The organism is Streptomyces sp. BBFR25 (assembly GCF_044590125.1).
In the GTDB taxonomy this organism is placed as follows: Bacteria; Actinomycetota; Actinomycetes; order Streptomycetales; family Streptomycetaceae; genus Streptomyces; species Streptomyces canus_D.
On sequence record NZ_CP172447.1, the window covers coordinates 2383665 to 2397320 of the forward strand.

11 protein-coding genes are annotated in these 13656 nt (G+C 72.0%); 3 read left to right on the forward strand and 8 right to left on the reverse strand.

From position 1 onward, the window contains the following. Window positions 1-81: 81 nt before the first annotated feature. Complete coding sequence (locus tag ACGH52_RS10840; protein ID WP_399938763.1) at window positions 82-1764, forward strand: alkaline phosphatase D family protein; 1683 nt, start codon at window positions 82-84, stop codon at window positions 1762-1764. Here the strand turns inward: ACGH52_RS10840 and ACGH52_RS10845 are convergent. Next, complete coding sequence (locus ACGH52_RS10845; protein ID WP_076973895.1) at window positions 1749-2339, reverse strand: dienelactone hydrolase family protein; 591 nt, start codon at window positions 2337-2339, stop codon at window positions 1749-1751. The genes ACGH52_RS10840 and ACGH52_RS10845 overlap by 16 nt on opposite strands. Window positions 2340-2444: 105 nt before the next feature. On the opposite strand from ACGH52_RS10845, the gene ACGH52_RS10850 reads away from it, so the two are divergent. Further along, the gene (locus tag ACGH52_RS10850) at window positions 2445-3593 is read left to right on the forward strand and encodes a mechanosensitive ion channel family protein (RefSeq protein WP_076973896.1); all 1149 of its coding nucleotides are present in this window, start codon (window positions 2445-2447) and stop codon (window positions 3591-3593) included. Window positions 3594-3660: 67 nt separating this feature from the next. On the opposite strand, the gene ACGH52_RS10855 is transcribed toward ACGH52_RS10850, so the two are convergent. From ACGH52_RS10855 to ACGH52_RS10875, 5 genes are all read right to left on the reverse strand, one after another. Then, the gene (locus ACGH52_RS10855) at window positions 3661-5247 is read right to left on the reverse strand and encodes a Na+/H+ antiporter (RefSeq protein WP_076973967.1); all 1587 of its coding nucleotides are present in this window, start codon (window positions 5245-5247) and stop codon (window positions 3661-3663) included. A 103-nt stretch (window positions 5248-5350) separates the two neighbouring features. Next, complete coding sequence (locus ACGH52_RS10860; protein ID WP_121703439.1) at window positions 5351-5839, reverse strand: GNAT family N-acetyltransferase; 489 nt, start codon at window positions 5837-5839, stop codon at window positions 5351-5353. Beyond that, window positions 5836-6780 (reverse strand): RluA family pseudouridine synthase, encoded by a 945-nt coding sequence (locus ACGH52_RS10865; RefSeq protein ID WP_059299082.1) that lies wholly within the window; start codon window positions 6778-6780, stop codon window positions 5836-5838. Before ACGH52_RS10865 ends, ACGH52_RS10860 begins: the two co-directional genes overlap by 4 nt. Before the next feature lie 76 nt (window positions 6781-6856). Next, window positions 6857-7483, reverse strand: a complete 627-nt coding sequence (lspA, locus tag ACGH52_RS10870) for a signal peptidase II (protein ID WP_399938766.1) — start codon at window positions 7481-7483, stop codon at window positions 6857-6859. A gap of 69 nt (window positions 7484-7552) precedes the next feature. After that, window positions 7553-8263 (reverse strand): TraR/DksA family transcriptional regulator, encoded by a 711-nt coding sequence (locus tag ACGH52_RS10875; RefSeq protein WP_210975532.1) that lies wholly within the window; start codon window positions 8261-8263, stop codon window positions 7553-7555. Window positions 8264-8812: 549 nt separating this feature from the next. On the opposite strand from ACGH52_RS10875, the gene ileS reads away from it, so the two are divergent. Continuing rightward, window positions 8813-11959, forward strand: coding sequence for an isoleucine--tRNA ligase (gene ileS / locus ACGH52_RS10880; protein ID WP_399938768.1), 3147 nt, complete (start codon window positions 8813-8815; stop codon window positions 11957-11959). Between the two features lie 161 nt (window positions 11960-12120). Here ileS and divIVA read toward each other — a convergent pair whose 3' ends face one another. After that, window positions 12121-13311, reverse strand: a complete 1191-nt coding sequence (divIVA, locus tag ACGH52_RS10885) for an apical growth/hyphal branching protein DivIVA (protein ID WP_076973901.1) — start codon at window positions 13309-13311, stop codon at window positions 12121-12123. Between the two features lie 55 nt (window positions 13312-13366). Continuing rightward, window positions 13367-13651 (reverse strand): YggT family protein, encoded by a 285-nt coding sequence (locus ACGH52_RS10890; protein WP_007448661.1) that lies wholly within the window; start codon window positions 13649-13651, stop codon window positions 13367-13369. Between the last annotated feature and the right edge of the window lie 5 nt (window positions 13652-13656).

Genomic DNA, 13656 nt, shown 5'->3' on the forward strand with positions numbered 1-13656 from the left:
CGGTGATCGGCGTCTGACGGGTGGGCGAACTTTTGCGAGTTCGCCCACCCACGTGCATACCGATCAGTAACCTGATCGGCCGTGACCAGTCGATACAGAGCGTCCGAAGACAACGAAAGCCACCGGGGTTCCCTGAACTCCCGCACGCCCAGCCGCCGTACGGTCGTCAAGGCCGCGGCGGCCGGCGCGGTCCTGGCCGCCCCGCTCGCGGCGGCGCTGCCCGTCGGCGCGGCCGACGCGGCCCCCGCCTTCCTGCACGGCACAGCCTCCGGCGACCCCCTGCCCGACGGCGTCCTGCTGTGGACCAGGGTGACCCCTACGCCCGAGGCCATACCCGGCTCCGGTGCCGGTCCGGACACCGAGGTGAGCTGGGTCGTCGCCACGGACAAGGCCCTCACCCACGTGGTCGCCAAAGGCTCCGTCACCGCGACGGCGGCCTCCGACCACACCGTCAAGGCGGACGTCCGCGGCCTCGCGCCCGCCACGGACTACTGGTTCCGCTTCTCCGCGGGCCCCACCGACTCCCCCGTCGCCCGCACCCGCACCGCCCCCGCGCACGACGCGGCCGTCGCCGGCCTGCGCTTCGGCGTGGTCTCCTGCGCCAACTGGGAGGCCGGGTACTTCTCCTCGTACCGCCATCTCGCGGCCCGCGGCGACCTGGACGCCTGGCTGCACCTGGGCGACTACATCTACGAGTACGGCACCGGCGAGTACGGCACCCGCGACACCGTCGTGCGCCCGCACGCCCCGGCCCACGAGATCCTCACCCTCGCCGACTACCGGATCCGGCACGGCCGCTACAAGACCGACCCCGACCTCCAGGCCCTGCACGCCACGGCGCCGGTGGTGGCGATCTGGGACGACCACGAGATCGCCAACGACACCTGGTCCGGCGGCGCCGAGAACCACACCGAGGGCGCCGAGGGCACCTGGGCGGAGCGGCAGAGCGCCGCCAAGCGGGCCTACTTCGAGTGGATGCCGGTGCGCCCGGCGATCGCCGGCACCACCTACCGGCGGCTGCGGTTCGGCAAGCTGGTCGACCTCTCGCTGCTCGATCTGCGCACCTTCCGCTCGCAGCAGGTGGCGCTCGGCAACGGCGAGGTCGACGACCCGGACCGCACCCTCACCGGCCGCGCCCAGCTCGACTGGCTCAAGACCCAGCTGGCCACCTCCGACGCCGCCTGGCGGCTGGTCGGCAACCCGGTGATGGTCTCGCCGTTCGCGATCGGCTCGCTGCCCGCCTCGCTGCTCGGGCCGCTCGCCGAACTGCTCGGGCTGCCGAAGGAGGGCATCGCCCTCAACACCGACCAGTGGGACGGCTACACCGACGACCGCCGCGAGCTGCTGACCCACCTGCGCGCGCACGCGATCCGCAACACCGTGTTCCTGACCGGCGACATCCACATGGCGTGGGCCAACGACGTGCCGTACAACGCCGGGACCTACCCGCTGTCCGCCTCGGCTGCCACCGAGTTCGTCGTCACGTCGGTGACCTCCGACAACCTCGATGACATCGTGAAGGTCCCCGAGGGCACCGTCTCGGCGATCGCCGCACCGGTGATCCGGGCCGCGAACCGGCACGTCCACTGGGTCGACACCGACCGGCACGGCTACGGCGTGCTCGACATCACCGCGGACCGGGCGCAGATGGACTACTACGTCGTCTCCGACCGCACCGACGCGGCGGCCACCTCCGCCTGGGCCCGCTCCTACCGCACGCGCAGCGGCACCCAGCGCGTCGAGCGCGTCTACGACCCGGTCTGAGCCTCCCGCAGGGACTCGAGGAAGCCGAGCGCCACCCGCCAGGTGGCCTCGGCCGCCTCGGCGTCGTAGTCGGGCAGCTCCGGGTCGGTGTAGAGGTGACCGGCCCCGGGGTACCGGTGCACCTCGACGTCGGCGCCGATGCGGCCCATCTGGAGGTACCAGGCGCTCAGCCAGTCGTCCGTCTCGAAGGGGTCGGGCTCGGCCACGTGCAGCTGGACCGGCAGCTCGTCGACCGAGGCGTTGGGCGCGAGGTCCGAGGTGCCGTGCAGGAGCAGCAGTCCGCGCGCCCGGTGGTCGCCGAGGGCGAGGGTCTGGGCGATGGAGGCGCCGAGCGAGAACCCGGCGTACACCAGCCCCCGCTCCGAGTAGGGCGCGGCGGCCAGCACGGCCCGCTTCAGCAGCTCCTCGCGGCCGATCCCGTCCTGATGGGCCATGCCCTCCTCGACCGAGTCGAAGGTCCGGCCCTCGAAGAGGTCCGGGGTCCACACCTGGTGCCCGGCGTCGCGCAGCCGGTCGGCGGCCTGCCGCACCGCCGGCCTCGGGCCGAGGGTCGAGTGAAAGAGCACGATGTTCATGAGGCCATGGTGCCAGCCGGGTGTGACAGGCCCAGCCACGGCCATACCCCGGACGGGACGTAGGTCACAGGTTCACGACACCGCGCGGCCGGTTACGTTCGAGGGATGGAGACGATACTCCGCCCGCTGATCGTGGTCGGCGGCTCCGTCCTGCTGACCCTGGTCATCGGCTGGGCCACCGACCTGTTGCTGCGCAAGGCCGACGGACGCCACCCCGAGACACCGCTGTGGGGGCTGCTGCGGCGCGCCCGCGTGCCCTACCAGATCGCGCTGTGCACGGGCCTGCTGAGAGGCTCCTACATCGAGGCCGGGGTGTTCCCCGAGCACCGGACCGGGGTCGGCCGGACGCTGACGCTGCTGCTGATCGGCTCGGCGGCCTGGCTGGTGGTCCGGATCGCCGCGGCGGTCGTCGAGACGTCCTACTCCCGTTACGCGCACGCCCACGCCGAGCGGGACCCGGCCCGGGTGCGCCGGGTGCGGACCCAGGTGTCGTTGATCATGCGGGTGGTCGCGGCGATCGTCGGCGTGGTCGCCGTGTCGTCGATGCTGCTGACGTTCCCGGCGATGCGCGCCGCCGGCGCCTCACTGCTGGCCTCGGCCGGCATCATCGGCATCGTCGCCGGTGTGGCGGCCCAGTCCACGCTGGGCAACCTGTTCGCCGGGTTCCAGATCGCCTTCGGCGACATGGTGCGCATGGGCGACACCGTCGTGGTGGACGGCGAGTGGGGCACCGTCGAGGAGATCACGCTGACGTACCTGACCGTGCGCACCTGGGACGAGCGCCGGATCACGATGCCGGTGTCGTACTTCACCTCGAAGCCGTTCGAGAACTGGTCGCGCGGCACGCCGCAGATGACCGGGACCGTGTTCTGGCACCTCGACCACTCGGCGCCGCTCGACGCGATGCGGGAGCGGCTGCGCGACCTGCTGCGCGAGTGCCCGGCCTGGGACGGGCGCAGCTACAACCTCACCGTCACGGACACCACCCCGACCAGCATGGAGGTGCGGGCCCTGGTGACGGCGAAGGACGCGGACGACATCTGGACGGTGCGGGTCGCGGTCCGCGAGGGGATGATCCGCTGGCTGGCCGACGAGCACCCCTACGCGCTGCCGCGGGTCAACACGGCGGACGCGGCCCTGCGCCCGTCCCGGACCGGCTTCCCGCACGCCCGCCGCTCCCCGGACGCGGACGGCCGCCGTTCCTCCGACGGGGACTCCCGCCGCTTCCCGGGCCGCCCGACGAAGAGCCTGTGACGAAGGGCCTGTAACGGGGGCCTGTGACTGTGACGGGGACCTGTGTCGGGTGGGGCGCGCACCGCGGTCAGCGCAGGCTGCGCACGTCCAGGTGGCGCAGCACCCGGTCGACGATCTCCGGGTCGGCGCCGGGTTCGCTGCGGGCGGCCAGCACCTCGTGCCGGGCGGCGCTCAGCATCTCGCCCTGGATGCGGCGGACCCGTTTGATCCGCCGCGCCCGCTGCTCCTGCGCCTCCCGCCGCTCCTCGTCGCCGAGGTCCGGGCTGATGCGTACGCCGATGTCGAAGGCGCGCCGCAGCATCTGCTCGGACAGCTCCTCCGGCAGTTCCTCCACCGACTCGATCTCCTTGAGCCGCTGCTTGGCCGCCCTGGCCGCCCGCAGGGCCAGGTCCCGCTCGAACTCCTGCTCCCGCTCGGTGTCCGCCCGCACCCCGAGCCGGCCCACCAGCCAGGGCAGCGTCAGGCCCTGCAGCAGCAGCGTGCCCATGATCACCCCGAAGGCGATGAAGACGATCTCCTCCCGGTGCGGGAAGGCCGCTCCGTCGTCGGTCTCCAGCGGGATCGCCAGGGCCAGCGCGACCGAGGCCACGCCCCGCATCCCGGCCCACCACATGACCACCGTCTCCCGCCAGCTGGTCGGGATGTCCTCGTCCTGGTCGCGCCGGGCGTGCAGCCGCTGGGTCAGCCAGGTGGCCGGCAGCAGCCACAGCAGCCGGACCAGGACGACGACGCCGAGGATCGCCGCCGCCCAGCCGAGCAGTTCCGTCCACCGGCCGGAGGCGGTGCGGACGGCGTTGTGCAGTTCCAGTCCGATCAGTCCGAAGGCCACGCCGGTGACCAGGGTGTCGACCACGTCCCAGACGGTGTGTCCGCCGAGCCGGGTCATCACGTCGTCGGCGTCCGAGGCGTACTCGGCGAGGAACATGGCGGTGGTGAGCACGGCGAGCACGCCCGACCCGTGCAGTTCGTCGGCGGCGACGTAGCTCACGAACGGCACCAGCAGGGTCAGGCCGATCTGCAGCGTCGGGTCGCCCAGCACGTCCATGAGCTTGTTGGAGCCCCAGCCCAGGGCGAGCCCGACCGCGACGGCGACGACGGCGGACAGCACCAGGTCGAACCCGGCCCGCCACGGCGAGAAGGAGCCGCCGACCGCCGCGGCGATGGCCACGTGGTACAGCACGATGGCCGTCACGTCGTTGAACAGCCCCTCGCCCTCCAGGATGGACACCAGGCGGCGCGGCAGCCCCAGTTGCCCGGCGACGGCGGTCGCGGCGACCGGGTCGGGCGGCGCCACCAGCGCGCCCAGCGCGAAGGCGGCGGCGAGCGGCAGCCCCGGCACGATCGCGTGGGCCACGGAGGCCACGCAGACCATGGTGACGAAGACCAGCGCGACGGCCAGCAGGAAGATCGGGCGCTTGTTGGCCGCGAACTGCCGCCAGGAGGTGCGCCGCACCGCGGCGTACAGCAGCGGCGGCAGCAGCGCGGGCAGGATCAGTTCGGGCGGGATGTCGACGTTGGGCACGAAGTCGAGCAGGGCCAGGACGATTCCGAGGAGCGTCATCAGGACCGGCGCCGGCAGCCCGAGCCGGGCACCGATCGGGACGCTCAGCAGGGCCCCGAGCAACAGCATGAACAACAGGGCCAGCTGATCCACGGTCACCGCTCCGGTGGGGTCTAGGGGCTGTGGTCTGGGCGTTCACCCGGCGAACCCCAAGCCTGCCACGCCACCGGTCGCACCGGCCGGTCCGGCGCCCCCGCTACAGGGAGCGCCGCATCGCGCGGTGCGGGATCCCGGCGTCGGGGAACTCGGGTCCGTACGCCTGGTACCCCAACCGTTCGTAAAATCCCAGGGCGTGGGTCTGCGCGTGCAGGTCCACGGCGGTGAGTCCTCGCGCGCGTGCGGCGTCCTCGACGGCCCGCACCAGCGCGGCCCCAACGCCCAGACCGCGGGCCGCTGCGGTCACCGCGAGCCGGCCCAGGGAGCCGACGGCAGGGTCGCCGTCGCCGTTCTTCGCGGTGGCGGCCGCGCCGTGCAGCAGCCGGCCGGTGCCGAGCGGCACGCCGTCCTCCCGGACCGCGAGGACGTGCACGGCGCCGGCGTCGTAGGCGTCGTACTCGATGTCCTCGGGGACCTGCTGCTCGGCGACGAAGACGTCCTTGCGCACGGCGAAGCAGGCCTCGCGGTCGGCGGGGTCCTCGGCGACGCGCACCTCGTAGGCGGCCGGGGCCGGGCTCGGGGTGCTCATCCGTAGGACTCCTCGCGGACCCGGTCCAGGGCCTGCTGGAGGTCCTCGGGGTAGTCGCTGGCGTACTCGACCCAGTCGCCGGTGCCGGGGTGCTCGAAGCCGAGCCGCACGGCGTGCAGCCACTGGCGGGTCAGGCCCAGCCGCTTGGCGAGGGTGGGGTCCGCACCGTAGGTCAGGTCGCCGACGCAGGGGTGGCGGTGGGCGGCCATGTGGACGCGGATCTGGTGGGTGCGGCCGGTCTCCAGCTTCACGTCGAGCAGGGAGGCGGCGCGGAAGGCCTCGATGAGGTCGTAGTGCGTGACGGACGGCTTGCCCTCGGCGGTGACGGCCCACTTGTAGTCGTGCTGCGGGTGGCGGCCGATGGGGGCGTCGATGGTGCCGCTGGTCGGGTCGGGGTGGCCCTGCACGAGCGTGTGGTAGCGCTTGTCGACCGTGCGCTCCTTGAACTGGCGCTTGAGCGAGGTGTAGGCGCGCTCCGACTTGGCCACCGCCATCAGTCCGGAGGTGCCGACGTCGAGGCGGTGCACGATGCCCTGGCGCTCGGCGGCGCCGGAGGTGGAGATGCGGTACCCGGCGGCGGCCAGTCCGCCGATGACCGTCGGCCCGCTCCAGCCCGGGGACGGGTGGGCGGCCACGCCGACGGGCTTGACGATCACGACCACGTCCTCGTCGTCGTGCACGATCTCCATGCCCTCGACGGGCTCGGCGACCAGCTGCACCGGCGCGGGCGCCTGCGGCATCTCGACCTCCAGCCAGGCGCCGCCGTGGACCCGCTCGGACTTGCCGACCACCGATCCGTCGACCTGCACCTTGCCCGCCGCGGCGAGCTCCGCGGCCTTGGTACGGGAGAAGCCGAACATGCGGGAGATGGCGGCGTCGACGCGCTCGCCCTCCAGGCCGTCGGGCACGGGCAGGGTACGGATCTCGGGAATCGTGCTCACCCGTCGAGTATGCCGGACGGCCCGGACACTCCCGAACGCGCGCTCACCCCCGGTGCCCGCTCACCCCCGTGCCCGCTCAGTCCTTGTGGACGGTCCCGTCCGGGTCCAGGCCCCGGAAGGAGAGGATCACGATCAGGATGCCGCCGCAGACGATCGCCGAGTCGGCCAGGTTGAAGACGGCGAAGTGCTTGGGCGCGATGAAGTCCACGACCGCGCCCTCGAAGACGCCGGGGGCGCGGAAGATCCGGTCGGTGAGGTTGCCGAGCGCGCCCCCGAGCAGCAGGCCGAGCGCGATCGCCCACGGCAGGCTGCGCAGCTTGCGCGCGAGGCGGGCGATCACGACGATCACGGCCGCCGCGATCACCGTGAAGATGATCGTGAAGGCCTCGCCGAAGCCGAAGGCCGCGCCCGCGTTGCGGATCGCCGCGAGCCGCAGCCAGTCCCCGACGATCTCGATGGGCTCGTGGTGCTCCAGCTTGGCGACCACCAGCATCTTGCTGCCCAGGTCGAGCAGGTACGCGACCACGGCGACCGCGAACAGCACGGCGACCCGCCGCTTGGCCCGGGGGCGCTCAGGAGCCTGCTCCGGCATCCGCTCCTGCTCGGCGTCGGGCCGCTCCTGCTCGGCGTCGGGCCGCTCCTGCCCGTCCCCCGCCGCGTCCGGGGTGTCCGGAGTACCGATGATGCGCTCCGCCTCTGCCACGTGAGTCCCTCAGCCCTAGGTCCTTGACTGAGCACGAGGGTACGGCACACTTCCCGCCGCGGCCGCGGCTCAGTACCGGCGCTCCTGCTTCTGCTTGCACTCGACGCAGAGGGTGGCCCGCGGGAAGGCCTGCATCCGCGCCTTGCCGATCGGGTTGCCGCAGTTCTCGCACAGGCCGTAGGTGCCCGCGTCCAGGCGTTCCAGGGCGCGCTCGGTCTGGCTGAGCACCTCGCGCGCGGTGGCGGCCAGCGCCAGTTCGTGCTCGCGCGTGATGTTCTTGCTGCCGGTGTCCGCCTCGTCGTCGCCCGCGCCGTCGCCGGAGTCCCGCATCATGCCCTGCAGCGACCGCTCGGAGGAGTCGATCTCGGTGCGCAGCCGGTCGGCCTCGGACTGCAGCTCGCCGCGCGCCTCCTCGACCTCTTGCGGGGTCCAGGGTTCCTCGCCCGGGCGGACCGCGAGCTCACCGGGGTCCGCGGCGGTGCCGCGGGCCTTGGGAACAGCGGTCTTGGCCGCCGTGGCCGTGCCAGGAGTCTTCTTCGCAACCACCGTCGTGGCTCCCGTCTGCTCCGCGGCCTCGGCCGCGCCCGCTTTCTTGGCCGTGCTCTTCGCCGTGCTCTTCTTCGCCGTGCTCTTCTTCGCGGCGGTCTTCGCCGCGGTCTTCTCGGCCCCGGTCTTCTTTGCCGGGCTCTTGCCCGCCGCCTTCTTCGCGGGGTCCTGCTCCCCGGCGCCCTCCTCGGCGGCGCTCTGCTTCGCGGCCGTCGTCTTCTTCTTCGCCACCATGGCCGCGGCCCCTTCACATATTGTGATCTTGCGCGCGAATCGTGCTGGGACGATAAATCGACTCCGCCCTCGCGGCAACGGGGCACGCCGCCCGATTCGCCCGCCCACCGTGCGCCACGCGGCGAGCATGCCTGCGTTGTGCCCAGCTCCCCGCCCGGTAATCCGCCGGAAGCCCCCCGGCCGGACCGCTCGCGACCCGGACCCGGAACCGCGGCATTCGGGTCACCCGAAAACCGGTCGGCCGCTGTCCGCCCGGCGCCGTACACTGGGCGCAGCGAAAAGCGTGGATGGGGACGAGTAGCGGCGTCAGCAGCCCAGAGCGACCCGGGGACGGTGTGAGCCCGGGGGCGAGCGCGACGTGAAGATCACCCCGGAGCCGCCGGAAGAAAGCCGTGACGCCTCTGTCACGGCGAGTAGAACCGGCTCGCGACCCCAATGAGGGGGCTCACCGGAGCACACGACGCACCGGCGGGCCAAGGAGGGTGGTACCGCGGGAGCACGGCTCTCGTCCCTCCGACGGAAGGCAGCACGTCCGCCGGAGGAAGCTCGTTGAATACGCAGCCGCAGTACCGCCAGGTGCCCGCCCAGGTCGACCTGCCCGCGCTCGAACACGCGGTGCTCGACTTCTGGCGCGAGCAGAAGATCTTCGCCAAGAGCCTGGAGCAGTCCGAGGGCCGCCCCGAGTGGGTGTTCTACGAGGGCCCGCCCACCGCCAACGGCATGCCCGGCGCCCACCACATCGAGGCGCGGGTCTTCAAGGACGTCTTCCCCCGCTTCCGCACCATGCGCGGCTACCACGTGGGCCGCAAGGCCGGCTGGGACTGCCACGGCCTGCCGGTGGAGCTGGCGGTGGAGAAGGAGCTGGGCTTCTCCGGCAAGCAGGACATCGAGGCGTACGGCATCGCCGAGTTCAACGCGAAGTGCCGCGAGTCGGTGACCCGGCACACCGACGCCTTCGAAGAGCTCACCACGCGCATGGGCTACTGGGCCGACCTCCAGGACCCGTACCGCACGATGGACCCGGAGTACATCGAGTCCGTCTGGTGGTCGCTCAAGACGATCTTCGACAAGGGCCTGCTGGTCCAGGACCACCGCGTCGCCCCCTGGTGCCCCCGCTGCGGCACCGGCCTGTCCGACCACGAGCTGGCCCAGGGCTACGAGACGGTCGTCGACCCGTCCGTCTACGTCCGCTTCCCGCTCACCTCGGGCCCGCTGGCCGGCGAGGCCGCGCTGGTCGTCTGGACGACGACCCCGTGGACCCTGGTCTCCAACACCGCGGTCGCCGCGCACCCCGAGGTCACCTACGTCGTCGCGACCGACGGCGAGGAGAAGCTCGTCGTCGCGGAACCGCTGGTGGAGAAGGCCCTCGGCGAGGGCTGGGAGACCACCGGCCAGACCTTCACCGGCGCCGAGATGGAGCGCTGGACGTACCAGCGCCCGTTCGAGCTGGTGGAGTTCCCGGAGCCCGCGCACTACGTGGTGAACGCGGACTACGTCACCACCGAGGACGGCACCGGCCTCGTCCACCAGTCCCCCGCCTTCGGTGAGGACGACCTCAAGGTCTGCCGGGCGTACGGGCTGCCGGTGGTCAACCCGGTCCGCCCGGACGGCACCTTCGAGGAGGACGTCCCGCTGGTCGGCGGCGTCTTCTTCAAGAAGGCCGACGAGAAGCTCACCGAGGACCTGGACACCCGGGGCCTGCTCTTCAAGCACATCCCCTACGAGCACAGCTACCCGCACTGCTGGCGCTGCCACACCGCGCTGCTCTACTACGCGCAGCCGTCCTGGTACATCCGCACCACCGCCGTCAAGGACCGCCTCCTCCAGGAGAACGAGAAGACCAACTGGTTCCCGGAGGCGGTCAAGCACGGCCGGTACGGCGACTGGCTGAACAACAACATCGACTGGGCGCTCTCCCGCAACCGCTACTGGGGCACCCCGCTGCCCATCTGGCGCTGCGCGGAGGACCACCTCACGGTCGTCGGCTCCCGCGCGGAGCTGACCGAGCTGTCCGGCACCGACCAGTCGGCCCTCGACCCGCACCGCCCGTTCATCGACGACGTGACCTTCACCTGCACCCACGAGGGCTGCTCCCTCGAAGCGGTGCGCGTACCGGAGGTGATCGACGCCTGGTACGACTCGGGTTCGATGCCGTTCGCGCAGTGGGGCTACCCGTACAAGAACAAGGAGCTGTTCGAGAGCCGCTACCCGGCGCAGTTCATCTCCGAGGCCATCGACCAGACCCGCGGCTGGTTCTACACGCTGATGGCGGTCGGCACCCTGGTCTTCGACAAGTCGTCCTACGAGAACGTGGTCTGCCTCGGCCACATCCTCGCCGAGGACGGCCGCAAGATGTCCAAGCACCTGGGCAACATCCTGCAGCCGATCCCGCTGATGGACCAGCACGGCGCCGACGCGGTCCGCTGGTTCATGGCGGCCGGCGGTTCGCCCTGGGCGGCCCGCCGGGTGGGCCACGGCACCATCCAGGAGGTCGTCCGCAAGACGCTCCTCACCTACTGGAACACGGTCGCCTTCCAGGCCCTGTACGCCCGCACCACGGGCTGGGCCCCGAGCGAGGCGGACCCGGCCCCGGCCGACCGCCCGGTCCTCGACCGCTGGCTGCTCTCCGAGCTGCACGCGCTGACCGACCAGGTGACGCAGGCACTGGACGCCTACGACACCCAGCGCGCGGGCAAGCTGCTGTCCGCCTTCGTCGACGACCTCTCCAACTGGTACGTGCGCCGCTCCCGCCGCCGCTTCTGGCAGGGCGACAAGGCGGCGCTGCGCACCCTGCACGAGGTCGTCGAGACGGTCACCAAGCTGATGGCGCCGCTGACCCCGTTCATCACCGAGCGGGTCTGGCAGGACCTGGTCGTGCCGGTCACCCCGGGCGCGCCCGAGTCGGTGCACCTGTCCTCGTGGCCGGAGGCCGACCTCACGGTGATCGACCCGGAGCTGTCGAAGCAGATGGTCCTGGTCCGCCGCCTGGTCGAGCTGGGCCGTGCCACGCGCGCGGAGTCGGGCGTCAAGACCCGGCAGCCGCTCAGCCGCGCGCTGATCGCGGTGGCGGGCTTCGACACGCTCACCCCCGAGCTGCACACGCAGATCACCGAGGAGCTGAACGTCGCGTCCCTCGCGTCGCTGAGCGAGGTCGGCGGCTCCCTGGTCGACACGACCGCGAAGGCCAACTTCCGGGCGCTGGGCAAGCGGTTCGGCAAGCGCGTCCAGGACGTGGCGAAGGCCGTCGCCGCCGCGGACGCCGCCGCGCTGTCCCTCGCGCTGCGTGAGGGCACGGCGTCGGTGGAGGTCGACGGCGAGACCGTGACCCTCGCTCCCGACGAGGTGATCATCACCGAGACGCCGCGCGAGGGCTGGTCGGTCGCCTCCGACTCGGGCGCGACGGTGGCGCTCGACCTGGAGATCACGGAGGAGCTGCGCCGCGCGGGCCTCGCCCGGGACGCCATCCGCCTGATCCAGGAGGCCCGCAAGAACAGCGGCCTGGACGTCGCCGACCGGATCGCCCTGCGCTGGACGGCCACGGACCCGGCGACGATCGCCGCCCTGACCGACCACTCCGGCCTGATCTCCGACGAGGTCCTGGCGACGGACTTCGCCCAGGGCGAGGCGGACGACACGTACGGCACCCCGTTCACGGACGAGGGCCTGTCCCTCTCGTTCCGCCTGCGCAAGCAGTAGCCGAGGGAAGTCAACGAGGGCCCGCATCCGGGGGATGCGGGCCCTCTGCCGTAGCCGCGGGCAGTCGTGTCTCCCCCGGTGCACACAACACAAGGGCGGGCCCCGGGTTCGAAACCCGGGGCCCGCCCTGAACGTTGCCGAAGGCTACGCCGTACTACAGATCAGTTGTCGTCCTCGTCGATCAGGAACCCGCGCATCGGCGAAGGCGCCTGCCCCATCGGCGACGGCCCCTGGGGCCGCACCGGTGCCATCGGCTGGGTCATCGCCGGCGACATCTGCTGCTGGCCGCCGTAGGACGGACCGGACTGGCTCGGACCGCTGCCCATCGACTGGTTGCCACCGTAGGACGGCGCGCTGGCGCCGGCCGGTGCCATCGAGGGCGCCGGGGACGGCGGCAGGGAGGCCGTGGCGGGCGTACGCGGCGGGGCGAGCGAGTCGTCCGCCTGGGTCTCCAGCTGGCGCAGCTGCGACTCCAGGTAGGACTTCAGCCGCGTGCGGTACTCGCGCTCGAAGCCGCGCAGGTCCTCGACCTTGCGCTCCAGCGTGGCGCGGGCGGACTCCAGGGAGCCCATCGCGACGCGGTGCTTCTCCTGCGCGTCCCGCTCCAGGGCGTCCGCCTTGGCACGGGCGTCCCGCTCCAGACCCTCGGCACGCGAACGCGCCTCACCGACGATCTTGTTGGCCTCGGAACGGGCCTCGGCGATCGCCTGGTCGGCGGTCTGCTGGGCCAGCGAGAGCACGCGGGCGGCGCTGTCGCCGCCGGGGCCACCCTGACCGGGCATGCCGCCGGGGCCACCGGGGCCGCCGTGACCCTGCGGGCCGCCCATGGGGCCGCCCATCGGACCGGGACCCATCTGGCCCTGCATCGGACCCGGGCCCTGGCCCATCGGCCCCGGACCCTGGCCCATCGGGCCGGGACCCTGCGGGCCACCCTGTCCGCCGGGGCCGGCGGGCAGTTGCGGAGCACCGCTCGGCAGCTGGGGCGGGCCACCCATGGGGCCACCCATCTGCTGCTGCGGCGGGCCCGATATGCCGGCGGGCACCGGAGCGCCGGGACCTCGCATGCCCTGCTGCGGCATACCGCCCTGCTGCGGGGGATGCCCCTGCTGGTGCTGCGGCTGCTGCTGATCCTGCGGAGGTTCCGGAGGCTTGCGCATGTTCTGCTGGTTCTGCGCGGCCGCGCGCGTCGCAGCGGCCAGCTTGGCGCGCAGGTCCTCGTTCTCGCGCAGCAGCCGGGTCAGTTCGGCTTCGACCTCGTCGAGGAAGGCATCGACCTCGTCCTCGTCATAGCCTTCTCGGAGGCGGACGGTCGTGAACTGCTTGTTCCGCACGTCCTCGGGGGTCAACGGCATCTCTTCACCTCAACGTTGTCGTCGGCATTCGGCAAGCCCGTATCTCTCTCATCGATCACAGCCGGCTCACGATCGAGATCAGGATGTAGACGATGATCATCAGTACGAAGAAGGACAGGTCGAGCGCCACGCCCCCGAGACGCAGCGGCGGGATGAACCGCCGCAGAAGCTTCAACGGTGGATCGGTGACAGTGTAGGTGGCCTCCAGAACGACCACCATCGCCTTGCCGGGTTGCCACGAGCGGGCGAACTGGAAGACGTAGTCCATGACCAACCGGAAGATGAGCACGATGAGGAAGCACATCAGCGCGATGTAGACGACATCCAGGACCACGCTCATGACCT

What these genes read in the sequence shown, in the direction of transcription:
- ACGH52_RS10845 (WP_076973895.1), bottom strand. Translation starts at nt 2,339, where the DNA reads ATGAACATCGTGCTCTTTCACTCGACCCTCGGCCCGAGGCCGGCGGTG.
- ACGH52_RS10850 (WP_076973896.1), top strand. Translation starts at nt 2,445, where the DNA reads ATGGAGACGATACTCCGCCCGCTGATCGTGGTCGGCGGCTCCGTCCTG.
- ACGH52_RS10860 (WP_121703439.1), bottom strand. Translation starts at nt 5,839, where the DNA reads ATGAGCACCCCGAGCCCGGCCCCGGCCGCCTACGAGGTGCGCGTCGCC.
- ACGH52_RS10875 (WP_210975532.1), bottom strand. Translation starts at nt 8,263, where the DNA reads ATGGTGGCGAAGAAGAAGACGACGGCCGCGAAGCAGAGCGCCGCCGAG.
- divIVA (WP_076973901.1), bottom strand. Translation starts at nt 13,311, where the DNA reads ATGCCGTTGACCCCCGAGGACGTGCGGAACAAGCAGTTCACGACCGTC.
- ACGH52_RS10890 (WP_007448661.1), bottom strand. Translation starts at nt 13,651, where the DNA reads ATGAGCGTGGTCCTGGATGTCGTCTACATCGCGCTGATGTGCTTCCTC.